Here is a 22,267-nt window from a genome sequence, read left to right as displayed (position 1 = left end):
GCATACAGCGTCTTCCCTACAAAGGGCGAACCCCACCGCCTCGTCGGACTCTCCAAAAATGGAACATTTGCAGAAAACCTGCTGCACCAGCCAAAATAAAAACGTGCCAGACAAACATACTTAAGGTACTGCCATTGAGGGGTGTAGGTTGTCCAAAAAAAACGGTTGCCAAAGCTTTTCCTCCCGGTAACGAGGTTATCAGAGCTTGCCCAACGGTTGCCGCAGCCCCGCTTTCTTGTCCCCCGCGAAGTAGGTAACCGGAATAATCTAACATCACGGTTAAGCCAAAAAGGACTACTCCCGTAATCCAATTAAGTTCACGAATAGGGCGGTAAGCCCTCGACCATACCACCCGTACCATATGTAGAAAAACAGTGATCACCATCAGTTGCCCGGCCCAGAAATGCAAGGAACGGATGAGTCCCCCGTAAGGAAGCGCAGAGTCTAGTTCGCTCAGAGAAGCAAAAGCACTGTCTCCGGGCTGGTAATAGAACAAGAGTAACATACCCGTTATCGTCAATACTATGAAGGCCAAAAACGAAAATCCACCCAAACAGAATGTAGCTCTTAACCGCAGAGCTCCCGCCCTTATTTGACGAGGACGAATATGTCCCGCAAAGGAATCTTCATGTTTTCCCATATCGTTCTCCCTATCTCAGCTTAATCAGAATTAGCCTTCCCGCCGTCTGAATTTGCGTGCCTCTGAACAGCTGTATTGGCCGTCAATAGGCAATAATACTTTACAGCCATCTCTCGTATTTATCCTGGCGGCTGGTGCAGAAGATAAAAACCGTCTTTCTCCTTCACTTCTGCCCGCACCAGGGGACTCACTGCCGGACCCTGTACAGGTTTTCCATCCCTGTTGTAAAGGCTACCGTGGCAGGGACAAAGCCACTGATCCTGTTCAATATCATAGCTCACCTCACACCCCAAATGAGTGCAACTGGCCCAAATCGCTTCCACTCCATCATTTCCTTGGCGCAGCCAAAAACGGGTTTGCCCCAGACGCTGCCAATTAATGCGCAAAGGCATCTCACTACTGGCAATACGGCCCACAGCAAGTTGGGCTTCTTTACTTCGTAAATAGCGACTGACAGGGTAAATACTACCCATGCCTAAGACTAACAGAGCCTTTCTCCCCAAACTTAAGACTTGCCGCCTGCTATAAAGTGACCGATCACTTGTCAACAAGTCCACCCCTTTATTAAATCGATGTTCATCTTGCAATCTATTATACGTTATTTTCCATCTTTAAACTTGAATGTATCTTTAACAGCAGAAACCCATGTTTAATAGTTGCTTGATATTTCTTGCAGAGGGATCATGAATTTGATTCTAAAAGAAAACGAGCATTAAGCCCGTATAAGTAAAAATGGAATATTAAATTCTAGCGATCGTGTAATCACAATATCTTTATCAACGTTCGAGACACCACCTCTATAAGTGGGTGTGCCTTTTTCTGCGAGTCTCGATGTTTAACTTCAGCTGACGAGTTCACTACTAGACTTCAAGATTACCTAAACAACTGCCCTGTATACACAACGAAATATCGCAAACTCAATCCCCCAATGACGATCATCCCGCACACTGGCAAAATAACATTTTTGTGCTTTACGATACCATAAATTGATAAAAGTAAGGGAACTATTAATCCTACAACAACAACTCCTAACCAGAACAGGGTAGCCATACTTCCACTAAAGAATATTGGTTTGACAGATAGATAAAGAATGAAGATTAAAACTATCTCAGCGATAATTAGAACCATATCAATTTTTTTATAGGTTGATAGATCCCCACCTCTAAACGCTCCAATCAAGGTTGCCGCTAAACCAGTCGAAGTAGCAGACACTAAAAATAAAATCGGCAAGAAGGGAATCGCCTCAATTCCAAGAAAAGGTGTGTGCCAGAAGTTATTGGTTGTAACTGCGGATAATAAGAAACCAGTGTATGTCGCAGTAGCCACTGAAAATAAAACTCCTATGGCCGCCACTGGTTTACGCATTGCTTGAATACCCTGGCCAACAGAAGTAGCAGCTACTTCTGTGTTCGCAGAAGTAACAAGAATCTGTTTTTGCGCTGTAGCAGATGACCATACGAGATATGCATAAACAAAGGCTAGTCCAGTGAAACCCGAGACAATAAAGACACCAATTGACATTACCGATCCCATGTTCACATTAAAAAGAAGTTTCCAAAAACTAAGCGGACGACCTAAGTCAAGGACCAATAACCCTAACCCGAGCATAATAGACACTAGAGCAAGGTAGGCCCCCGCTCGAATTACCTTTGGGTACTGCTTTTTGCTGAAAAGATCCGTCAAAGAAGCAGTTAGGAAAGCTCCGCCAGCAATCCCGGCCAGGAACAAATAGATAGCAATCAGTTGGCCCCAGGCGACTTCATTTTGACTAACACCCCAAATGACATCCACTTTACCTCACCACCCCTTCATAAATGTATTGAACCGCTGGGTGTGTGCCAAACTCAGGTTTTCGAACTTCCCCTTTGTGCTTTGCCATATACTGGGAGGCCTCACTAAGGGGATCATTAAGGTCACCAAAGATTAAAGCACCGCCGACACATGTTGAAACACAAGCTGGTTTTTCCCCTTTAGAAACCTTTAATTCGTAACAGAAGGTGCATTTGTCTGCTGCACCCGTTTCCTTGTTAATAAAACGAGCATCATAGGGGCAGGCAGTCAGACAATACATACAACCAACACACTTATCAACATCGACCAAGACCACTCCATCTTCATTATAGTGAGATGCATTTGTCGGGCAAACACTAACACAGGGTGCATTTTGACACATTTGACAGGCTTCTTTAATAAAAAATAGTGAAACATTAGGATAGGCCCCCTTTAGCCCATCTGCAGGAGTCTTTGTTCTAAACTGTCCAACTGGTACATTATTTTGAAACTTGCATGCGACTGTACACGCTTGACACCCGATACACTTCCCAAGATTTATGATCATGGTATACTTCTTAGCCAACAAAATCACCCTCTTTCTGTAAATTAAGTTGTCTGACTTCCAGAATAGTGGCAACCTCAGAGTAAACCGGACGATGTGTTTTCTTAATCCGTGGTAAAATATTATTTAAAAAAGGGTTTAAATGCTTAATTTGAAACTCTATTAATGGTTCATCCTGTCCGTTTCGGGCTAGCATCGCACAGAACTCTAATTCAACCGCTAAATGGTCAGGAAGTTCTCCGCTTTCTGTTCCCATAACATACCCGCAATTTGCATAGAATTGTTGAACATTAAACGCTTCTTTACCTAGAACTAAACCTTCTTTCCCGAAATACACAGAGGCATAGGGGGAGGCCTCAACTGTACCCGTTTCAAAAAGGGGAATATAATGTTCCCACAAAGCATTTAGCCGCTGTTCTCCTGGTGGAAATTGATGACAAAAGGTCCTCAATTTTTGAACCAGTTCCTCCATGTCTGGAATTACTTCAGACCAGAGATCAATCAACTCTTCTAAATGATCGGAGACCTCTTGGTTCGGTCGATGAAATACTGCTGCAAACGACAAATATAGTTCTGCACTCATGCTTTTATCCATCAAGCTTTCCGAATCGTTACAAACGTCGTAGAGGTAACGGTATTGCCAATTTCCCCAACTTCATTCGGGATTAAGTAATTGTCATTAATACCCTTACCAAAAGCCCGTTTCAGCTCTGGTGAGATTCGTCCAAAACCATGGTAACAGAAAACTGTATCCGGCCGAATTCCTTCGGTCATTTTCAATTTACCCTTTTGCTCATATTTACCTGAAGAAATAACAATGTCATCTCCATCGTTCAAGCCGAGTTTGGTACAACTCACGGTATTCATCCACAACGAATTTGTCGACATTAACTCGTTCAGTATCGGGATATTTGCCGTTCCGGCGTTCGTGTGCACAGCTACTTTACCCTGGACAAAACGAAACTTTCCCTCTTCTGGTTGAGGATGACTCACATATTTAGGCACACCTTGTTTGGCTGCTTCTTCAACTTCTTGAGAAAATATCTCAATCTTTTTACTCTTATTACCCAACACATTATCCAAGGATGCTTGGGCATCGTTAGCTCGAACATAGAACGCTTTCATCCCCGGAGGAGTCCAAACTCCAATTTCCTTCATGTTTGCCAAAGTTAAACCAGTAGAGGTGAGTTGTTGAGTTATAAAGTCTTCCATATCCTTGAATTGAAAATAATCCCCGAGACCCATCTTTTCCCCTAACTCTTTATAAATCTGCCAGTATGGCTTTGTATCCGGATAAACGAGCGGTACCGCAGGTTGTCTTATCACATATTTAGGAGTTAACCCTGACATATCAAAAACCGGTTCATAACGTTCTAAGTAGGTGCATTCCGGTAATACCACATCAGAATAATAGGCAGTGTCAGTCATATAGACATCACAGGTTACCAAAAGGTCGAGTTTTTCGAACGCCTCTAAAACCCTCGGACTTCCCGTGATCGATATATAGGGATTAAAACGATGAACCAGCCAAGCTTTGATAGGGTACGGTTTTTCAGTTATGATGCTCTCTACAATTTGCCCGACGGCCCCATCATATGCGGGAATGATCTGACCTAGTGTACCTTTTACCCCTGTACCATCAATGCGACCCTTGGTGGGCGTGGGGAAACTCGGTTGTTTAACATTCCCTAACCCTTTAGCGTAAGCGGCTTGATCCGGAAAATCTTTCAAGAAACTGGCTGGTTTCGTTCTATAATATCCCCCTGGAACTTCCAGGTTTCCAATCATCATATTAACAATCATGATCGCACGACGCAGTTGATAGTCATTTGTTGCATAACCCGTTCGCCAGCCAAAGTCTAAGATTGCTTTAGGTTTGGCAGCAGCAAACTCCCTGCTAATCCTGATGATTTTTTCTTTGGGAATTCCGGTCTCCTTCTCTGCCCAATCTGGGGTTTTATCTTTAACCTCTTCGGCCCATTTATCAAAACCCTCCGTATACTGGGAGATAAAGCTTTCATCATAGAGCTTTTCCTGAATCATAACATTGGCCATAGCCATGACAAAGGCCATATCAGTGGTGGCTTTTATAGGCAACCATTCTCCTTTAGAAGCAGTGACACTAAAACGTGGGTCGAGAACTACAAGCTTAGCCCCATTGCTAAGCGCTTTGGAAACTGCCCTGGCCTGAGCAACGTGAATTCCCTCAAACCAGTTACGTCCGATGGAGATAATATACTTGGCGTTGCCATAATCGGCGGCAAACGCTTCATTACCAAAGGTAGTATCTAAGGCAACGGTACGAGCCATCGGACAGGTTGCTTCATGTGAAAACACATTTGGGGAACCCAGTGCTTTGCCAATCGACCGGAAAAACCAATCATGGGGTCCTTTACGGCTAGCCAAGGCGATCGCTTCCCCGCCGTATTCATCCTTTACCTTATATAAATTATCCGCAATATAGGTGTATGCTTCATCCCAACTTACTTCTTTAAATTTGCCTTCACCACGTTCGCCAGTACGAATCATCGGTTTCTTAATTCGTTGGGGGTCATAAAGAAGGGACGGACCTGCATTTCCTCTAGCACAGATTACGCCACCGAAAGCCTCATCATTTGGATGACCGTCAATTTTGAAGACTTTCCCGTCTCTGACTTTAACGGAAATTGGGCACTGGTTTCTACACATTTCACATGAAGAAAAAACAGTCGTTTCAACATCCTCACTTATGGCCTCGGCTTTGAGAGGGTCCCGTCTATTAAAGGTACCAAATCCACCCATGACCGCCATGGTACCACCTGTTCCATAAAGTACGCCCTTTAAGAAATTTCTTCGTTTCATATTCCTACCTCCATATATAACAACATCATGACAGCTTGATAATTTCCCAATGACAGTATTTTAGCAGCCGCCTACCATTTCCTGTGCCTCAGGTTTCGGTGTATCAGCACTGTCACCGCCATTAGCCTTACCGCTGCTACCACTACCTGCTGAGCTAACAATCCCTCTCCACTGCAGCATGCCCCCAGTTAAGACTTTGACTTTGTTTTGATCATAGCCTTTCTCGACTAGAACATGCCACGCGGTCTGTGCACGGGTACCGTTCAGATCGATTAAGACAATGTTTTTGTCCTTACTGATCTGGGCAAGGTTGTTCTCCAGATCACCCATTGGTCTGTTAAGTGCCATCTTGATATGTCCAGTGGCAAATTCTCTGGCTTCTCGAATGTCAATTAACTGCCATCCTTTATTAGCCGTTATGGCGGCGTCTAGATCACCGACCGATATGGTGGCAGTAGTCGGTATCGCTTCGGCAGGGTCACCTTGGACCGAAGTAGCATTTTGACTACTATTAACTTTAGGCGGATCCTGTACTTTGTCGACGGTCACCACCGTTGACGGGCTAGTACCGCAACCAACTAGAAAAGTCATGCCAAAGCCTAATAACAATAGATAGATAACTGTCAAACTCAAGGACCGCATTGACATAGACTCAGCTCTCAAATCTCTCGCCCTCCTCTTAATAATTAATTCACATGAATTCACATGTTTAATTAAAGATGATTTTTAATAATCGCCCCCAATAAAACTACATATACATTATTCTTCAAGTGGCATGTTCCCTCCTGCCTTATTGTTTAATGCTCTTATTGTATAATTTTATAAGTATATAACGAATCTTTATAGGCTTAATTTATTAAAATGAAGAATTTGTTTCATTCTGCAGAAATTGTTTATCTTATTCTTAATTATTATAGACTTATAACAAATATTTATAGGCTTAACTAGATTGCGATAGAGGAATATTTCACATACCCGGAGAATATTTAATTTAAATTACATATTCTAATAAACTTAGAATAGTAAATTTGAAAGGATGATATAATATGCTCAAAAGTAAATTTGCTCCCTTCTTGGCCCCCCTCCTGATTGTCGGCTTTCTAGTTACAGGTTGTGGTCAAGCACAGCCGACCGTCGCTCCAACTCCTCCGTCAAGTACTACAACTGCTCCTGCGGATGACCCAGCAAAGGTCATTAAATCTGCTGTTGAAACCTATTTCAATGACATCGGCTCTAAGGTTACAAATTCGTATAAAATCTCTGAGAAAGACCTAAAGGCTGAGCTCGATAAAACCCCTGACAAATATGTAGTATTGGATCTTCGTCGCGCAGATGCTTATGCTCTAGGGCATATCAAGGGAGCCATTAACGTACCCTATGGCCCAGATATCGCCAAAAACCTTGATGCCATTCGAGCAATTGCCAAAGATAAAACGTTGATCGTTGCTTGCTATACCGGACAGACCGCTGGGCAAACAGATTCACTTCTCAACGTTGCCGGAATTAAGACCCTCTCCTTAAACTCAGGTATGGGTGGCAGTGGTACTCCAGGCTTTGAAACCAGAGGCTGGTTAGGACAGAAGTACCCAACTGTAACAGAACCGACTGCTATGCCGACTGTTCCCGCAGTTGCCAGTAAGAACAAAGCCATTGATGTGGCCGTTCAGAAGTATTTTGATCAAGTCCCAGCAGACTCTTATAAAATTGATCTCCCAATTATGAAAGAAGCCCTCGCTAAAGAAGCTGACAAATATTACGTAGTTGATGTTCGCAATGCAGCTGATTTTGCTAAAGGCCACATTAAAGGCGCAGTAAACGTTCCCTACGGTCCTGAAATCGCTAAAAATCTCGATTCTATTAAGGACAAAAGCGCAGGCAAAACTGTCGTTGTCTATTGTTATACCGGACAAACGGGTGGACAGGTAGACTCCTTGCTTAATCTCCTTGGCATCCCCACAAAGAGTCTGAATTACGGCTTTGGTATGGATGGCTTTACCAAAGGGTGGAGTTCAGACAAATCTTACGAAGTTGTTCAATAATTGCTGTTAGCATCTGAAACAAAACAAACTTAAATAAGAACAAAAGAGGCAGCCTCCTTATAGAAATTCAATTTCTATAAGGAGGCTGCCTCAAATTACTCCAATCATCTATAGCATCACATCCTTAGACCATGGTTGATACTAATTTCCATTTTTTTTTGCTACCCTGATTCTTGCTCTACCCACTTCCTTTCAAATCTCCCCAACCTATTTAAATTTTTTCACTTTATACTAAAGATCCTCCTGCGCTAGAAGAACAATCTATCACAGGGGGATTCTTTTTGATTAAAACTCTGTTTGATAAGCTATAGAACCTCGTTTTCTTAATACCTTGTATTGGAAATTTGAATTGCCCTGTCTGACCCAACTCCGTATAGTTAATACATTATCGCAATTAAATTCTTTTTTCGACATCACTACATCAAGAACTTGGAGGAATCATCTTATGATCAGTCAACTCTCTTCTGTTGCACGCCAGTTTGGCACCAATTGGTTCACGGTCGTTATGGGAATTGGCATTGTTTCTGCTTTAACCTATACTTCGCCCATCCCCATACCGGGTCTACAATCAATAGGCATAGTTTTTTTTCTCTTAGCCAATGTCGTTTTTATCATTGCCCTTGGCTTATGGTCGTGGCGATGGATCCGCCACACGGACGAGGCTTTAAAGGATTTTTCCGACCCCGGGAAGATTCTCTTCTATGGTGCCTTGGCCATGAGTATTAGTATAATTGGAAATGACTACCTTGTCGTTGGCAGACATCTGATCACACCGACAACTGCCATCTTGATCAGTAAAACCTTGTGGCTTTGCGGAGTTGCAGTCGCTCTATTTTGCGTTGTTACCATACCCTATTTGCTCTTTGTTTCCCACCAAGTTACACCTGAGGATACCCATGCTAGTTGGTTAATTCCAGTCGTCCCACCAATCGTGGCGGCTGCCACGGGTGCTAAGCTCATCCCTTATTGGAGCACCTTATCTGAGCAGTTTTTCTTCACTGTTCTCATCTTGGCCATGTTTGGTATGACTTTTTTCTTATTTATTATGATCAGCAGTCTGTATTATTCACGGCTTGTTTATTGCGGTAAAATCGCTGGTGGCTTCGTGCCGAGCGTTTGGATTGTACTTGGTCCTATAGGAATGTCTATGACCGTTTTTAGCACCCTTCCGTTGGTCACTCAACCCTTCTTAGAGCCTTGGAATTCAGGATTTCAGGCCCTTGGTATCATCTTCGCGATTTCCATGTGGGGTGTAGGAGTCTGGTGGATTGTAATCGCTAGCCTCTATTCTCTGCTGCATATTACTAAAAAGGAGAGTAAAATCCCCTTTAGCCTAGGTTGGTGGGGCTATGTCTTCCCACTTGGAAGCTTTACCACAGGAACTTACGCCTTGAGCGACCTTTTAGGGCATTCTTTTTTTACCGGCGCAGGGTTCATACAGTTCATGGCTTTAATAGGCTTGTTTTGTCTTGTCTTGACCAAAACCTTGATCGGTGTCTTTAATGGTTCTTTGCTAATCACTAAATCCCCCAAACTTGAATTAGTTCAACAAAAATCCAAAACCCCACGCTTGGGTTACGTTATTCCTGTCAAAACGCCTTAACCTATATAAAGTCTAGTTGACTACCTAAAAAGGTAATCCACTAGACCTCTTGACTCACATTAGCTTTAATTCCCTTGTCGCTATTTATCCGCCGAAGTTAGTAACTCATGAGTTAAAAGTTGTTCTGTGAAAACTTCCATCGCTTTCGACTGTTCATGGTTCTTGGATTTTATTAGGGAAAAAAACCGCGTCAACCGCTTCCCTTTTATCCGGATCGCCGTCAGTTCTCTAGCATTCAATTCTTTACGGACGATCCAACTGGAGACAAGTGCAATTCCTAACCCAGCTATGACTGCCTGCTTGACGGCTTGACCACTACCAATAACATAGGATTTTTGGACGTGAATTCCTCGATCTTTGATCAACTTATCGCTGAAGGCACGGGTTCCTGAGCCGCTTTCTCTCAAGATCCAAACTTGATCCTGCAGATGATCTGCGGTAACAATTGGAACTCGAGCCAAGGGGTGTTGATTAGGCACCACTAAAATAATCTCGTCCTCGATTAAAGGATGGATAACAAAGTCTGCAGGGTTGACGTCACCTTCCACAAGGGCAAGATCCAAATAGTTAGCTCGAATTGCTTGACTAATTTCCTCCGTATTAGAGATGGACGTTTCAATCCCTACATTCGGAAATTGAGCCGCAAATTCAGTTAATACAAAAGGTAAAATATACTCTCCAATTGTATTGCTTGCTCCAACTTTCAGTCCCCCTGTGACCACATTCGATAGCTGGTCAATTTCCTCTTTGGCTTTATCATATAAAAGCAAGATGTTCTTAGCATATCCATAGAAAATCTCGCCGGATTGGGTAAGTTCCAAATGTTTTGGCGAACGATTAATGAGTTTTGTGCCAAGTTCATTTTCCAAATTCCGAATTTGCAAACTGACACTAGGTTGGGATAAGTAAAGTTCTTCAGCAGCACGCGAGAAATTTTTATGTTCGACCACGGTTACAAATATTTTCAAGGGATCGGCGATCATAGATTGCACCTCTAATTTCTAGCTCTCTAACCTAATAGTTCGTATTAATATTACTTCTTTTCCTACAATTCCACAACGTCTACGCCTTCTCAATGCCAGGAACGTCTAAAAGGGCCACTAACAACCTTGAAAACAAGATTTGTTAGCGGCCCTCTCCATTTATTTTTTTCCCAACACCCACCCAAGCCCTTGGAGATTGCACTACAGGCTCTTGCATTTTCACGCTATCACTTAAAGACTTTACTCCTAGTCTTTTCCGTGTTTGTGGACCTGGATATCCGCGGAGAAAACCAAGCCTTTCGGTACCATCGCACAAATCTCCGGAATGAGGGGATAAACTTTTAGTAACTTTGCATTACCTAACATTTAGGCGTTCCTTTCGATCATGCTTAAAACGATCTACAATATACGGGCCAGTCCGACTCCCAGAGCAACTCCAACAAAACCAATGATGACACTAAGTAAAGTATATAAGCCTGCTGTTAGTAAGCTGCCTCTTTCTAGTAGCATTATTACCTCATAACCAAACGTTGAGAATGTGGTATAGGAGCCTAAAAAACCTATCCCGATCCCTAATCGCCATAATGGACTAACCGACAATTTTTCTATAAATATTATATTCAAAAACCCTAATAAAAAAGTTCCCGTAATATTTATAATAAAAGTACCTAACGGAAATCCTTGGTTCCACCTACTAGAAATCCAAAAACCGAGACCATAGCGAGATAGTGCTCCTAATGCACCGCCTAGAGCAATAACCAAGACACTTTGCATTTTTTACTCCTTTCCTTTCTTATACTAGTTAGAAATTAACTTTCAGTTATATACTTTCTAACTAGTATAAGGGTATCTAAGGCCATCGCCGGCGCCTGAAGGCTTGGCTCTAACGTGAGTTTCCTTTAAAAATAAAAAACTCCTACTGATTATAGTTTCAGTAGGAGCCATCAGCATTACGCAAAGCGAGCCCCATCGCAAGTTGGGATTAATGTTATAAAGATTCCCAACTCACTCATTATAATAACGAAAAGAATACCCAAAAGCAAGATACCTGTTACAGAATTAGCCCTCGTCGATATGCTCTAATCCCTGACGATAGAGTTCTGAGACATGAGAGTCATGCACAGAGTAGTAGACCATCTTCCCATCCCTCCGGTATTTGACAAGATCACTATTTCTAAGCACGCGTAGTTGGTGAGATGTTGCAGATTGGCTTAACTCTAATAATTCAGCAAGATCACAAACACAAAACTCAGATTTCGCCAAGGCATCCATAATTCTGATTCTAGTCGGGTCACCCAGCGTCTTAAATAACTCCGCCAAACCGTTTGCCCTGTCAAGGGTGATCAGTTGGTCTGCATACTTATCGATCACTTCATGATGGATGCATAAGGTCTCACATACTGCTTCTTCTGCTTCTTCTGCTTCTTCTGCTTTTTCATGTTTATCAATAGCAACATCAGCCTCTAGTTTTTTTACAATCATGCTAATTTCACTCCGAACTTAAAAATGAATAAACCTCTACTTCATTCTAACATAAAAATCAGATTTTTAGATGATTTATGGAACCTATTTTATCCCCAGAGTCACCTGATCGCCATTGAAAACTAGTGTATCGCTGCTTTCAACCCTTGCGACAATGTTGTTGCTTCTGGAAGGGATCTTTGGGGGCTGTGATACCATCTAACACGCATAGCGTTCAAAATAGCCAAAAGGGCGACTCCTTCGTCGGCGAAAATGGCCATCCACATATTTGCTAGTCCGAAGACGGCCAACAGGATGAACACCAGCTTAACACCTAAGGCAACCCCAATATTTTGCCAAATGAGCTTCTTTGTGTACCGAGCAATATGAATGGCATCTAAAATCTTACTTGGTTGATCTTCCATAATCACGACATCCGCTGCTTCAATTGCAGCATCCGAACCTAAACCACCCATAGCGATTCCCACATCTGCACGTGTCAAGACAGGAGCATCATTGAGTCCATCGCCCACAAAGGCCACTTTACCTTGCAGCTTTGTTTGACTAAGCTTTTCAAGCCAAGAAACCTTATCCTCTGGCATTAAATCAGAGTGATATTCACTCAAGGCTAGTTCTTCTGCGACTGCTTTAGCGACGGCTTGGTTATCTCCAGTGAGCATAACCGTTCTAATGCCCATCTGGTTCAAGCGATCAATAGCTACTCTGGAATCGGACTTAACGCGGTCAGAGATTGTCAATTGTCCCGCATAATCTCCATCTACGGAGATGTATACGACTGTACCCAGCCCTCTGTCAAGCGCAAGTCTTGGCAAAAATATCCCGGACTGTTCCAATAATCCTGCTTTACCCACTAACACAGTCTTGCCGTTTAAGTGCGCTCGAATTCCTTGACCACTTACTTCTTCATAACTCAATAAGCCTGTTAAATCACTGACTTTCACGTCTTTCCCATACTTCTCACGAATTGATTTAGCAATGGGGTGAGGGGAATGAGCTTCAGCACGGGCTGCGATTTCTAACAGTTCCCTTTCCGTATACCCTTTAGCTGGAGTGATTTCTACGACTTGAAAAACTCCTTCCGTCAGAGTTCCAGTCTTATCGAATACTACAGTGCTAATTTCTGTCAACGCTTCTAAATAGTTGGCTCCTTTAATCAAGATCCCGTGGCGTGAGGCCCCCCCGATCCCACCAAAATAACCTAGTGGGACAGAAATCACCAGAGCACACGGGCAAGAAATTACCAATATTGTCAGTGCCCTATACAGCCAATCCTGAAAATTTCCGACGCCTAAAAGCGGAGGAATTAAGGCAATTCCTAAGGCTGCCACAACAACAGCAGGCGTATAGTAACGCGCAAAGGTAGTAATGAACTTTTCCGTAGTTGCTTTGTGGGTACTGGCGTTCTCGACCAAGTCTAAAATTTTCTGCATGGATGACTCCGCCAACACCTTCGTGACACGCATTGTCAAGACCCCCGTTGTGTTGATCATGCCTGCTAAAATAGTATTCCCTACTTGGACTTTTCTCGGAACCGATTCCCCAGTCAGAGCAGCTGTATCGACAAACGAACTCCCGTTCACAATTTCGCCGTCTAAAGGTACTTTTTCTCCCGGTCGAACCAAAATCTGTTGACCGACCTGCACTTCTTCGGGATCAACTTTGATCACCTCCAGCTCATGAATTAGATTGGCAAACTCTGGACGAAAATTGAGCAAAGCCTGGATAGAATTCCTAGAACGGTTTACCGCTCGTTCCTCTAAGTATTCACCCACGGAGTAGAATAACATAACCGCAACCGCTTCAGGCAACGCATTAATGGCGATAGCCCCGATGGTAGCCAAAGACATCAGAAAGTTTTCATCAAAGAATTGGCCTCTAAAAATGTTGCGGCCAGCCTTGACTAGGACTTTGTACCCTACAATAAAATAAGCCGTTAAATAGACCAAATACTCAAAAACGACCCAAGAGCTGTTTTTCCACCGCGATTCAAAAAGCAAACCCACTGCAAATAGCGTACACGCAAGAATAATCTTTGTAAGTCTCCACTTATTTTCCTTATTTACATCAACAGTAATGTCGGAAGTAGCCACTTTTTGCTTCATTGAAATCGGAACGAGTTTAACTCCTGCCTCAATGCTTTCTATAATGTCCTGGGCCTGCGCTACCCGTGAAGGGGGCAAGAAAATGATCTTAGTCGCATAGTTGATCGTTGTCTTTCCCATTCCCTCTGTCGAACTCAACTTTCTCTCCATTTTCGCAGAACAATTGGCGCAGAACTCCCCTTCAATACGATACTTCACTCGCTCTTCTTCAACCACAGGTATTAGTTCGGACATTTGTACTCCTCCTAACATAACTTTCAATAAGTGTTTCGCTTACAAATTATAAAAACGTATGTTCATATGTTTACTTGTTCATATATAAAATAACATACCTTCTTTGATATTGCAATCACAAATATTCCCTAAACTTTTTAAAATAAGCTTAACCTTATAAATGCACTAGGATAACGAAAAGCTGACTACCCTCAAAAGGTAATCAGCTAGACTCTCTTCACTCATTTTTGACTTAGTTCCCTTACGGCCTAATTAATCATCCATTCCTTTTTTGTCCAATTTTAGTTGACTCAAGGGCGAAGAGTTGCTCTGTAAAAGCTTCCATCGCCTCGGATGATTCGTGATTCTTCGGTCCTATTAAGTTAAAAGAACGAGTAAGTCGCTTTCCTTTTATTCTGACCGATTTTAATTCTTTCGCATTTAACTCTTTTCGCACGATCAAACGTGGGACAAGTGCAATTCCTAAACCCGCTATAACAGCCTGCTTTACAGCTTGCCCACTTCCAAAGATATAAGTTTTTCTAACATTTATACCCCATTCTTTGATAAGCTCATTTAAGAACGAGCGAGTTCCTGAGCCGCTTTCTCTGAGAATCCATACTTGGTCTTGGAGATGCTCTGCTGTAACTATGGGAAGTCTTGACAAGGGATGTTGGTTAGGGACTACCAAAATCAGTTCATCCTCCATTATTGGGTGGATTTCTATATCTGAATGATTAACTTCACCTTCTACAAATGCAATGTCCAAGCGATCAGCTCGAACCGCTTGAATGATCTCTTCCGTATTGGCAATAGACGTTTCAATCTCCACCTTCGGATATTGAGCCGCAAATTCAGCCACTACAAAGGGCATAATATATTCCCCGATTGTATAACTTGCCCCGACCTTCAAAGTCCCTGTGACCACATTTGATAACTGCTTAATTTCCTGTTGGGCTTTATCTTGCAAAAGCAACATTTGTTTAGCATAGCCGTAGTATATCTCGCCTGATTGCGTAAGTTCTAGATGTTTTGGCGAATAATTAACGAGTTTTGTGCCGAGTTCTTCTTCCAAACTCTGAATCTGTAAACTGACATTAGGATTAGATAGATAAAGTTCCTCCGCTGCACGCGATAAATCCTTGTGTTCGACCACGGTAACGAAGGTTCTTAAGGGATCGTTGATCACTGCGTACACCTCTAGTTCTTAGTCTAAATAGATTAGATTCGTATAATAATACTCCTTTTCCTAGAATTCTACAACATCCTACCACCCTTATCACCCTTTTTCTTAGCATCCTTAATAGGGTTATCATGTGGGTCTTAAGGTTAGATTTGAACGATAGCTCTAGTAGACTCGTTTAACTAGAGATGAATTTTATGCTTCATAATTATAGAACACAGAATTAGCAATTACTGTATATTGACACAGACCGCAATTTGTTTTATAGTAACAATAACCTATATCATTACAATTGCATATTGAATTTCTCTTATCAAGAGTGGCGGAGGGACTGGCCCAATGATGCCCGGCAACCGGTAGTGGAAACTATGCGGTGCTAATTCCAACAGAACCTTAGGTTCTGACAGATGAGAGTAGCGTGTTAAATAATATAACAGCCGCTTCTCTTGAAGTGGTTGTTTTTTATTTTACAAATTATTAAATTTTGAGGAGGATCATATTATGTCTGAAGAACGCCAACTAGGTTTCGAAACCATTTCCTTGCATGGAGGGCAAAGTCCAGATTCCGCAACTAATTCTCGTGCTGTACCAATCTACCAGACGTCTTCCTTTGTCTTTAACGACACTGACCATGCCGCTAATCTATTTGCCCTGAAAGAGTCCGGCAATATTTACACCCGGATCATGAATCCCACTCAAGACGTCTTTGAACAGCGCATTGCACTCCTAGAAGGGGGCATAGGAGCACTCGCCACTGCGTCAGGCCAGGCAGCAATTACCTATTCCATTTTAAACATCGCTCAAGCTGGAGATGAAATTGTCGCTTCAAGTTCTCTTTACGGTGGTACCTACACCTTGTTTGCCTATACGTTCGCTAAGCTCGGGATCAAAGTTCACTTTGTGGACGTTGACCACCCAGAAGAATTCCGTTCCAAAATTACGGATAAAACAAAAGCCTTATATACAGAAACCATCGGGAATCCACAAATTAATGTTGCTGATCTCGAGGCTATTGCCCAAATTGCTCACGAAAACGGCCTCCCTCTCATTGTGGACAATACTTTCGCCTCTCCCTATTTATGTCGACCTATTGAGCACGGAGCTGACATCGTTGTTCATTCTGCCACCAAATTCATTGGCGGACACGGTACTTCGATTGGTGGCGTGATTGTCGATTCTGGGAAATTCGACTGGAACAACGGCAAATTCCTAGGGCTCAGCCAAGCAGATCCGAGCTACCACGGCATTGTTTATACAGAAGCCTGCGGTAATGCTGCCTATATCACCAAAGCAAGAGTATCCCTTCTTCGCGACACCGGGGCGTGCCTTTCCCCGTTTAACTCGTTCTTGTTCTTACAAGGCTTAGAAACTCTCCCCTTGCGCATGGAACGCCATGTTGAAAACGCCCAAAAAGTGGCTGAATTTCTTGACCAACATCAATTAGTCACTTGGGTTAACTATCCGAGCCTAGAAAAAAGCCCTTATCGGGCACTCTCCGAGAAATACTTGCCCAAAGGGGCTGGATCGATCTTTACCTTCGGCGTCAAAGGTGGCCTTAATGAAGGGGCGAAGTTCATAAACAGCCTTAAACTATTTTCACATTTAGCAAATATTGGAGATGCCAAATCTCTCGTAATCCATCCATCGAGCACAACACATCAGCAGCTCAATGAGGAATCCCAGCGCGTTGCCGGGATATCGCCCGATATGATTCGCCTCTCCATTGGCATAGAATCAATCGATGATCTTCTCTATGATTTAGATCAAGCCCTTCAGGCAAGTCAAAAGTGAAACTCGTTCAACTAAGTTGAAGCAAGGAAACTGTTCCTCTGCTTCCTTGGGAAACACAGCGAAGCGAGAGGACGATTCCAGTGCTCATTATTGAAGCACGAGAACCGCCCCTCCGCTTCTGAAAGGATAGGATAAGAAGATGCCGATTAAAATACCAGAACATTTACCCGCTATGGAAATACTCAGTCAAGAAAACATCTTTGTAATGGGAGAAGAGCGCGCCTTTCATCAAGATATCCGCCCGTTGAAAATCGTGATCCTCAATCTAATGCCTCGCAAAGAAACCACTGAGACGCAGCTTTTACGGTTACTTGGGAATTCTCCCTTGCAAGTCGACATTGTACTTTTGCAGATTGAAAGCCATCTTTCTAAAAATACGGCTCAGAAACATTTGGATTCTTTTTATAAGACCTTTAATGATATTAAGACCCAAAAGTTTGATGGTATGATCATCACAGGAGCACCCGTAGAACTCTTAGAATTTGAGGAAATCACCTACTGGAGTGAACTTCAAACCATCATGGACTGGACAAAAACACATGTCACTTCCACCTTTCACATTTGCTGGGGGGCCCAAGCGGGACTGTATCACCATTACGGCATCCCTAAGTATCCCCTCTCAGAAAAAATGTTCGGTATCTTTAAACACGATGTCAATAAAAGTGGCTTAAACGGCATGCAACTTCTCCGTGGTTTTGATGACGAGTTCTACGTCCCCCACTCGCGCCATACGGAAATCAAACGCAGTGATATTGCTAAACACCCTGAATTAGAGATTCTATCAGAATCTGACGAGGCAGGTATTTACATTGTACTCTCTAAGGACGGCCGTCAAGTGTTCGTAACAGGACATTCCGAGTATGATACCCTCACCTTGAAAGAAGAATATGATCGGGACATCGCCAAAGGGCTTTCCGTCGCGCTTCCCAGAGACTATTTCCCGAACAATGACCCCTCTCAAACACCGATCCACAAATGGCGTTCTCACACCAACTTACTCTTCCAAAACTGGCTCAATTACTATGTCTATCAAGAGACGCCTTATGACCTAGACGCCCGCTAACTTAATCAAGTGAACTTGCTCAACTAAAGTTGAACATCGAGACTTTGGTGGGGTCTACCTCCACCGAAGTGAAGTACGGGGTTCCACTCTCACTTGTAGAAATAGGAGTCTCACGATTGGACCAAACCCCTAAAAAAGCTACCGATACAGAACTATCGGTAGCTTTCTAGTATTTACATTGTTGACTTTACTTGTGATTAGAACAATCCTGTAATTATTCCGTCAGCATCAATGTCCATTCTCATCGCCGCCGGTCGTTTCGGCAATCCTGGCATGGTCATAATAGCACCCGTTATTGCCACCAGAAACCCAGCTCCAGCAGAAAGACGGACTTCCCGAACAGTGATCGTGAAACCCACCGGACGACCTAATCGAGTCTGATCATCTGTGAGAGAGTATTGTGTTTTGGCCATGCAGATAGGCATATTGCCATAACCCATCTCAGTATATTTCTTCATGGAGAGTTGAGCTGCTTTATCGAAGTTAACGCCATCCGCGCCATAAATTTCCTTGGCTATTTTCTCAATTTTAGCCTCAATGGATAAATCCAATTCATAGAGAACCTTGAAGTTGGATTTTTTGCTATCAAGCAAGTCAAGTACCTTTTCAGCGAGTTCACCCCCGCCTTCTCCACCTTTGGTAAACACTTCGCAAAGCGCTACTTCTGCACCTAACTCCTGACATCTCTTGCGTATGAATTCTAGCTCTGCATCTGTGTCAGTTGGGAAGCGGTTAATGGCAACAACAGCAGGAACACCGAATTTACCCATGTTTTCGATATGTTTCTCAAGGTTGACCACACCGCGTTCTAAGGCTGCCAAGTCTTCTGCGCCTAATTGATCTTTAGCAAGTCCACCATTCATCTTCAAGGCCCGGACAGTTGCTACAACGACGACAGCCCCAGGTTTAAATCCAGCGAAGCGACATTTGAGATCAAAGAATTTTTCTGCTCCAAGGTCAGCTCCAAAACCAGCCTCTGTAACGACATAATCCGCCAGTTTGAGGGCCAGTTTCGTTGCCATAATACTGTTACACCCATGAGCAATATTCGCAAAAGGTCCACCATGGACAAACACAGGGGTGTTTTCTAGCGTTTGAACGAGATTTGGTTTAATCGCATCTTTCATTAGAAGTGCCATTGCGCCTTCAGCTTCTAAGTCATGGGCAGTTACAGGTTTACCGTCATAAGTATAGGCCACGACAATCTTACCAAAACGTGCTTTGAGATCCATAAGATCACTTGCCAAGCAGAGGATCGCCATGACTTCAGAAGCTACAGTAATGTCATAACCATTTTCGCGGGGAATTCCTTCCTTCGTGCCACCCAATCCTATAATGATTTTGCGTAGAGCGCGGTCATTCATATCCACGACACGACGGAACACGACTTGACGAGGATCAATATTTAATAGGTTTCCCTGTTGGATACTGTTGTCTAACATTGCGGCCAAGAGACTATGGGCAGAAGTGATAGCATGGAAGTCTCCGGTGAAGTGCAAATTGATATCTTCCATAGGCACACATTGAGCATAACCGCCACCCGCGGCTCCGCCCTTAACTCCAAAACAAGGCCCTAATGATGGTTCGCGTACAGCGATCATTGCCTTCTTGCCCATTTTAGAAAGTGCTTGTCCTAATCCCACTGTGACGGTTGTTTTTCCTTCTCCTGCAGGGGTAGGATTAATTGCCGTCACTAAGATAAGATTACCATTGGGTTTGTCCTTTAAACGATTCCAAACACTTAGATTAATTTTAGCTTTATATTTACCATAAGACTCAAGCTCATCCTCTTGTAAACCGATTTGTTTGGCAACTTCTACAATTGGTTTCATTACTGCTGCTTGTGCAATCTCGATGTCACTTTTCATATTACTTGCTCCAATTCTAGTTTATTTAGGCTACTTTTCAAGCCTATATTATGTCTATTTAGATCTACATGTATGTATCTTTCGCATCCATGTTTGTATACTATCAATATCCAATTATCTTGTCAATAAATTATTTTTATGTCATCATCAGTAATTTTTATTCCTCCTCCGTGTTTCTTGTATGTTCCTTAAAGACTCTAAACGCTTCCACAAGTGGCGTACAAACCTACTCTTTCAAAACTGGCTCAATTACTACGTCTACCAAGAGACTCCTTCCGATATTAGGTGCGCGCGCTAACTTGATAACTCAAATCAACCCAAAAGAAAAGCTACCGATACATAACTTTCGGTAGCTTTCTAGTATTCGTCGAGGAGACGGTCTCTCCCGGCGACACCTCATTTCTTTATCGGTATGATGTGATAAATGAACTAAATAAGGTTCTAATATCATATTGATACTGATTGATAGGGCAAATTTCTTGATTGATACCAAAAAGTTTATAGACTGCAATTCGTGCTGCCCGCACAGAGTATTCTTCAGTAAAGACGACATCATCTGGAATTTCACAGAACTGACCGACGAAGGCCAAATTAGTCGACCCTTCTGGAACAACTTGTGGTCTGTCTCCAAGGGATCTTGGCATAAATTGGGAGGTAATAAACGGCATCATACAAGGTATGCAGTTAGCTGATTTAACAATCTCCTCTCTGTCAGCCTCAAATTGAAGATGATATAAGAGCTCAATCAATATCTCCTCACCTGTGCAATCACTCATCCTTTTTTTCACACAATCTCCTACGTTGTCGGGATACAATCCATACCCCCAGAATACCTTGACATTTTCAGGTTGGTCTAAGAAGTGTGGTTGGTGGGCCAACACAATTGACATTAACCAACTTGAATCTTTAAAGGTAACAAGAGCTCCTGAACCCGCTTTATTGCGTGAAAACTTTTCCATTAAATCGAAGAATCTTGAATCATGACAAGTGACCGTGAAGGATTCCCACTTTGAGCCGTCAATATGGTCATCAAAAGACGATGGATTTCCCAAACCTGGCTTCTTCTTAGCAAGCGTATCCCACAATTTCCAAGAGTTTCCCTTCCCCTTCAGAACGGGAGCAATGCTCATTGAACCGAGACTATAACCATCCGTCATGGAACCATTCGTGACAATGACTCGATCCCCTTCATTAATCTCGATCACTCCTTGAACACCCTCTCGGGTATACCTAATCGCTGTGACTGTGATACCTTCTGAATCCTTGAAATCCAAATCGTTCACAGTACACTTCATCTCAAAATCGACAGCGAATTGATCTAAATATTTCTTCAAGGGGAGAATGATTGAATCATACTGATTATACGGGGTTCTGGTAACCCCCTCAAGTGTTTGTATTCTGGGGAATTCATGCATGAAACGAATCATATAGCGTTTGAACTCAACTGCACTGTGCCAAGGTTGAAAAGCAAAAGTGGTCGCCCACATATACCAAAAATTAGTCTCAAAGAAGTGTGACCCAAACCAATCCTTGATTCTCGCTTTACCCATCTTTTCCTCAGAGGTAATAATGAGTTTAGCCATCGCTAGACGATCACTGAGATCGAATCCCATAGACAAGACATCTACTATCTCCGCCTCCTTATTCACCAGTCTCGCCTTAGCATGGGTCGGATGTGCCGTATCGAATTCCAAGATTTCTGCTCTTACAGATTTGTCTGGGTCGTTTAGAGAGGGGATCGAACTTAATAATTCCCAAGTATTCTCATAGGCCTCATCATTAAGCATTCTTCCGCCGCGGACAACATATCCCTGCTCGGAATTTCCAGCCCCATCATTACTTCCCCCGACAATCTTCATTTCTTCGATAATATGAATATTCTCGCCAGGGAAAGCACAGTCTCTAATCAGATAAACAGCACCAGCAAGTGATGCCAACCCGCCGCCAACAAAATAAACCTGCTTATTTTCATAGTCTTTCTTCATCATGTCTAACCTCCATCATTTTCAGTTTGTGTTCCTCGTTGGAATCACACCCTATTTATAACGCTTTATGACTTAGAAAAATATGAACAATAAACATGTTGTGTTTAACTTCTTTACATAATCAAGAATTTGTATGGTT

18 protein-coding genes and 1 riboswitch are annotated in these 22,267 nt (G+C 42.8%); of the genes, 4 read left to right on the top strand and 14 right to left on the bottom strand.

From position 1 onward, the window contains the following. Nucleotides 1–16 precede the first annotated feature (16 nt). The 7 genes from E4K67_RS08575 to E4K67_RS08545 all read right to left on the bottom strand — a co-directional run bounded on the left by E4K67_RS08575 (nucleotide 17) and on the right by E4K67_RS08545 (nucleotide 6,479). Nucleotides 17–640 carry a cytochrome b N-terminal domain-containing protein gene (locus tag E4K67_RS08575; RefSeq protein ID WP_135546017.1) on the bottom strand — a complete coding sequence of 208 codons (624 nt, stop codon included), beginning with the start codon at nucleotides 638–640 and terminating at the stop codon, nucleotides 17–19. Nucleotides 641–759: 119 nt separating this feature from the next. Further along, nucleotides 760–1,188 (bottom strand): Rieske (2Fe-2S) protein, encoded by a 429-nt coding sequence (locus E4K67_RS08570; RefSeq protein WP_135546016.1) that lies wholly within the window; start codon nucleotides 1,186–1,188, stop codon nucleotides 760–762. Nucleotides 1,189–1,513: 325 nt separating this feature from the next. Next, complete coding sequence (gene nrfD, locus E4K67_RS08565) at nucleotides 1,514–2,431, bottom strand: NrfD/PsrC family molybdoenzyme membrane anchor subunit (protein WP_135546015.1); 918 nt, start codon at nucleotides 2,429–2,431, stop codon at nucleotides 1,514–1,516. Between the two features lies 1 nt (nucleotide 2,432). Continuing rightward, entirely contained in the window at nucleotides 2,433–2,996 is a 564-nt protein-coding gene (locus E4K67_RS08560) for a 4Fe-4S dicluster domain-containing protein (protein WP_135546014.1), read from the bottom strand. Further along, nucleotides 2,989–3,558, bottom strand: a complete 570-nt coding sequence (locus E4K67_RS08555; protein ID WP_243454394.1) for a TorD/DmsD family molecular chaperone — start codon at nucleotides 3,556–3,558, stop codon at nucleotides 2,989–2,991. The genes E4K67_RS08560 and E4K67_RS08555 overlap by 8 nt, the downstream gene beginning before the upstream one ends. An 11-nt stretch (nucleotides 3,559–3,569) precedes the next feature. Beyond that, entirely contained in the window at nucleotides 3,570–5,816 is a 2,247-nt protein-coding gene (gene phsA, locus E4K67_RS08550; protein ID WP_135546013.1) for a thiosulfate reductase PhsA, read from the bottom strand. Nucleotides 5,817–5,876: 60 nt separating this feature from the next. Beyond that, a complete protein-coding gene (locus E4K67_RS08545) occupies nucleotides 5,877–6,479 on the bottom strand; it encodes a rhodanese-like domain-containing protein (RefSeq protein WP_135546012.1) in 603 nt (200 codons plus the stop codon). A 383-nt stretch (nucleotides 6,480–6,862) separates the two neighbouring features. On the opposite strand from E4K67_RS08545, the gene E4K67_RS08540 reads away from it, so the two are divergent. After that, nucleotides 6,863–7,855, top strand: a complete 993-nt coding sequence (locus E4K67_RS08540) for a rhodanese-like domain-containing protein (protein WP_135546011.1) — start codon at nucleotides 6,863–6,865, stop codon at nucleotides 7,853–7,855. Between the two features lie 445 nt (nucleotides 7,856–8,300). Next, nucleotides 8,301–9,458, top strand: a complete 1,158-nt coding sequence (locus E4K67_RS08535; protein ID WP_135546010.1) for a TDT family transporter — start codon at nucleotides 8,301–8,303, stop codon at nucleotides 9,456–9,458. 80 nt (nucleotides 9,459–9,538) lie between these two features. Here the strand turns inward: E4K67_RS08535 and E4K67_RS08530 are convergent, their stop codons facing one another. From E4K67_RS08530 to E4K67_RS08505, 5 genes are all read right to left on the bottom strand, one after another. Continuing rightward, nucleotides 9,539–10,441 carry a LysR family transcriptional regulator gene (locus tag E4K67_RS08530; protein WP_135546009.1) on the bottom strand — a complete coding sequence of 301 codons (903 nt, stop codon included), beginning with the start codon at nucleotides 10,439–10,441 and terminating at the stop codon, nucleotides 9,539–9,541. 399 nt (nucleotides 10,442–10,840) lie between these two features. Then, the gene (gene crcB / locus E4K67_RS08520) at nucleotides 10,841–11,215 is read right to left on the bottom strand and encodes a fluoride efflux transporter CrcB (RefSeq protein ID WP_135546008.1); all 375 of its coding nucleotides are present in this window, start codon (nucleotides 11,213–11,215) and stop codon (nucleotides 10,841–10,843) included. A gap of 285 nt (nucleotides 11,216–11,500) precedes the next feature. Then, entirely contained in the window at nucleotides 11,501–11,923 is a 423-nt protein-coding gene (locus E4K67_RS08515) for an ArsR/SmtB family transcription factor (RefSeq protein ID WP_135546007.1), read from the bottom strand. Between the two features lie 122 nt (nucleotides 11,924–12,045). Continuing rightward, on the bottom strand, nucleotides 12,046–14,259 hold the full coding sequence (locus E4K67_RS08510; protein ID WP_135546006.1) for a heavy metal translocating P-type ATPase: 2,214 nt from the start codon (nucleotides 14,257–14,259) through the stop codon (nucleotides 12,046–12,048). A 256-nt stretch (nucleotides 14,260–14,515) separates the two neighbouring features. Next, on the bottom strand, nucleotides 14,516–15,427 hold the full coding sequence (locus E4K67_RS08505; RefSeq protein ID WP_135546005.1) for a LysR family transcriptional regulator: 912 nt from the start codon (nucleotides 15,425–15,427) through the stop codon (nucleotides 14,516–14,518). 301 nt (nucleotides 15,428–15,728) lie between these two features. Further along, nucleotides 15,729–15,835: riboswitch (SAM riboswitch) on the top strand. Between the two features lie 87 nt (nucleotides 15,836–15,922). On the opposite strand from E4K67_RS08505, the gene E4K67_RS08500 reads away from it, so the two are divergent. Continuing rightward, on the top strand, nucleotides 15,923–17,212 hold the full coding sequence (locus E4K67_RS08500; RefSeq protein WP_135546004.1) for a homocysteine synthase: 1,290 nt from the start codon (nucleotides 15,923–15,925) through the stop codon (nucleotides 17,210–17,212). A 139-nt stretch (nucleotides 17,213–17,351) separates the two neighbouring features. Further along, nucleotides 17,352–18,275, top strand: coding sequence for a homoserine O-acetyltransferase MetA (gene metA, locus E4K67_RS08495; RefSeq protein ID WP_135546003.1), 924 nt, complete (start codon nucleotides 17,352–17,354; stop codon nucleotides 18,273–18,275). A 197-nt stretch (nucleotides 18,276–18,472) separates the two neighbouring features. On the opposite strand, the gene E4K67_RS08490 is transcribed toward metA, so the two are convergent. Together E4K67_RS08490 and E4K67_RS08480 are read right to left on the bottom strand one after the other, a co-directional pair. Then, entirely contained in the window at nucleotides 18,473–20,143 is a 1,671-nt protein-coding gene (locus tag E4K67_RS08490; RefSeq protein ID WP_135546002.1) for a formate--tetrahydrofolate ligase, read from the bottom strand. Nucleotides 20,144–20,547: 404 nt separating this feature from the next. Beyond that, nucleotides 20,548–22,131: an oleate hydratase gene (locus tag E4K67_RS08480; protein ID WP_199242496.1), complete on the bottom strand. Its 1,584-nt coding sequence runs from the start codon at nucleotides 22,129–22,131 to the stop codon at nucleotides 20,548–20,550. Between the last annotated feature and the right edge of the window lie 136 nt (nucleotides 22,132–22,267).

This window comes from Desulfosporosinus fructosivorans (assembly GCF_004766045.1).
In the GTDB taxonomy this organism is placed as follows: domain Bacteria; phylum Bacillota; class Desulfitobacteriia; order Desulfitobacteriales; family Desulfitobacteriaceae; genus Desulfosporosinus; species Desulfosporosinus fructosivorans.
Note: the sequence above shows the minus strand (reverse complement) of the source record. Positions and strands in the feature narration are given on the sequence as shown.

Excerpts from the sequence above, each read along its gene's own strand:
- metA (WP_135546003.1), top strand. The coding sequence starts at position 17,352 with ATGCCGATTAAAATACCAGAACATTTACCCGCTATGGAAATACTCAGT.
- E4K67_RS08500 (WP_135546004.1), top strand. The coding sequence starts at position 15,923 with ATGTCTGAAGAACGCCAACTAGGTTTCGAAACCATTTCCTTGCATGGA.
- E4K67_RS08515 (WP_135546007.1), bottom strand. The coding sequence starts at position 11,923 with ATGATTGTAAAAAAACTAGAGGCTGATGTTGCTATTGATAAACATGAA.
- E4K67_RS08575 (WP_135546017.1), bottom strand. The coding sequence starts at position 640 with ATGGGAAAACATGAAGATTCCTTTGCGGGACATATTCGTCCTCGTCAA.
- E4K67_RS08530 (WP_135546009.1), bottom strand. The coding sequence starts at position 10,441 with ATGATCGCCGATCCCTTGAAAATATTTGTAACCGTGGTCGAACATAAA.
- phsA (WP_135546013.1), bottom strand. The coding sequence starts at position 5,816 with ATGAAACGAAGAAATTTCTTAAAGGGCGTACTTTATGGAACAGGTGGT.
- E4K67_RS08480 (WP_199242496.1), bottom strand. The coding sequence starts at position 22,131 with ATGATGAAGAAAGACTATGAAAATAAGCAGGTTTATTTTGTTGGCGGC.
- crcB (WP_135546008.1), bottom strand. The coding sequence starts at position 11,215 with ATGCAAAGTGTCTTGGTTATTGCTCTAGGCGGTGCATTAGGAGCACTA.
- E4K67_RS08555 (WP_243454394.1), bottom strand. The coding sequence starts at position 3,558 with ATGAGTGCAGAACTATATTTGTCGTTTGCAGCAGTATTTCATCGACCG.
- E4K67_RS08535 (WP_135546010.1), top strand. The coding sequence starts at position 8,301 with ATGATCAGTCAACTCTCTTCTGTTGCACGCCAGTTTGGCACCAATTGG.
- E4K67_RS08510 (WP_135546006.1), bottom strand. The coding sequence starts at position 14,259 with ATGTCCGAACTAATACCTGTGGTTGAAGAAGAGCGAGTGAAGTATCGT.
- E4K67_RS08490 (WP_135546002.1), bottom strand. The coding sequence starts at position 20,143 with ATGAAAAGTGACATCGAGATTGCACAAGCAGCAGTAATGAAACCAATT.
- E4K67_RS08540 (WP_135546011.1), top strand. The coding sequence starts at position 6,863 with ATGCTCAAAAGTAAATTTGCTCCCTTCTTGGCCCCCCTCCTGATTGTC.